Source organism: Microcystis sp. M53598_WE2 (assembly GCF_030067735.1).
In the GTDB taxonomy this organism is placed as follows: Bacteria; Cyanobacteriota; Cyanobacteriia; order Cyanobacteriales; family Microcystaceae; genus Microcystis; species Microcystis aeruginosa.
The window spans coordinates 1-1,385 of sequence record NZ_JASJFE010000007.1 but is presented as its reverse complement, the minus strand read 5'-3'; the positions used below and the strand labels follow the sequence as shown (position 1 = coordinate 1,385).

Below are 1,385 nucleotides of genomic sequence, written 5' to 3'. Positions count from 1 at the left end.
TTTTTCAGTCCTATAATCTCATCAGCAAACTGGAGGAAGCTAACCGAAAACTGCAAACAGCAACCCCGATAGTTATCGATGAAAAATCAGGAAAATTCAAATTTCAGTCGGGAAGTGCTGAATTAAACCCCGCTTTAAAAACCTATATTCGTCAGCGCATTATTCCCGCTATCGAAACCATTACCAAAGACAGAGAAATCGACTTTATTCAAGTAATTGGACACACCGACGGACAGGGAATACAAAAGACAAGTAATCTCGATAAAAATATCGAATCGGTTGCCAGCAGAAAACAATCTGTTAAAATGCTAGTACCCGGTTCTAACACTGATTTAGGATTAATGCGCGCTTTAGCAGTAGTGCAAGAAATCGAAAGCACAGGTAAACTCAAAAACGTCAAATTTCGAGCTTTTTCCGCAGGACAGTTATACCTCCCATCGGGTAAATTAGCTGCGGTTAATCGTGACGCGGATGCAAGCAGACGCAGAATTGAAATCCGTTTTATTCCCCCCGGTAGAAAACAATAAGACAAAAAAATTCTAGAAATTTGTTTTTTTATCTTTTGCTTGTTACACTGAGGAAAGAACGAAATTCAAATCAATATCTATGGAACAAAACACTTTAGAGGGGACTTGGGAAGAAATTTTACAGCATAGTGCTAAATTAGCAGGTCAGCGAGTGAGATTGACCATTCTACCTAATCAATCTTCCAATTCTTCCACTCCAGAAACCCTAGACCAAAAATTAAAAGGAAGAGTTGGACGAGTTTATTTTCAGCCATCAGATTTATCTGAGCGAGTAGAAGAAGTTTTTACAAATATTTTAGATGATAAAGACTAATCAGCATTACATCAATGACTCTTTGCGACGCTTCTCCACTTATTGCCTTAATTAATGAAGCTGATAAAAATCATCAGCGTTGTGTTGACATTTTATCTTCGCTATCGGCCCCCCTTGTCACGACTTGCGCTTGTTTTACCGAAGCAATGTATTTATTGCGTCGATATGGTGGTTGGTTCGCACAACAAGAATTATGGGGTTATGTGGTAGATGAAATACTGGTAATACACCATCATAATTCAGATGAACTAACAAGAATGGAAACCTTAATGATACAATATCAAGATGTTCCTATGGATTTAGCAGATGCTTCTTTAGTAGCCATGGCTGAAGTTCTTAATCAAAAACAAATATTCACTCTCGATAGCGATTTCTATATTTACCGACGGTATGGAAATCAACCTTTTGAGGTTGTACCTTAATTATTTTTCATTCCCTATAGGGTAACATCCTCGTATAAATCCCGAAAAGATGCCGTCAGATTAATACTCTGTAAACTAAAACTTTCTTGCTGATAGGTTTGCAGAATCCATAAACCCTGTTCA

3 protein-coding genes and 1 pseudogene are annotated in these 1,385 nt (G+C 37.7%); 3 read left to right on the top strand and 1 reads right to left on the bottom strand.

Translation table 11 applies throughout. From position 1 onward, the window contains the following. From PX636_RS00160 to PX636_RS00150, 3 genes are all read left to right on the top strand, one after another. Positions 1–527 (top strand): hypothetical protein (locus tag PX636_RS00160; RefSeq protein ID WP_288115839.1); only part of this gene is annotated, 527 nt, incomplete at its 5' end. Positions 528–606: 79 nt separating this feature from the next. Then, positions 607–840 (top strand): hypothetical protein, encoded by a 234-nt coding sequence (locus PX636_RS00155; RefSeq protein WP_012268074.1) that lies wholly within the window; start codon positions 607–609, stop codon positions 838–840. Positions 841–854: 14 nt separating this feature from the next. After that, entirely contained in the window at positions 855–1,262 is a 408-nt protein-coding gene (locus tag PX636_RS00150) for a type II toxin-antitoxin system VapC family toxin (protein WP_002756606.1), read from the top strand. 14 nt (positions 1,263–1,276) lie between these two features. On the opposite strand, the pseudogene PX636_RS00145 reads toward PX636_RS00150, so the two are convergent. Next, a pseudogene (locus tag PX636_RS00145) lies at positions 1,277–1,385 on the bottom strand (Uma2 family endonuclease); the annotation flags it as partial.

Bases quoted from the DNA above. Each gene is read 5' to 3' on its own strand.
- PX636_RS00155 (WP_012268074.1), top strand. From the start codon at position 607: ATGGAACAAAACACTTTAGAGGGGACTTGGGAAGAAATTTTACAGCAT.
- PX636_RS00150 (WP_002756606.1), top strand. From the start codon at position 855: ATGACTCTTTGCGACGCTTCTCCACTTATTGCCTTAATTAATGAAGCT.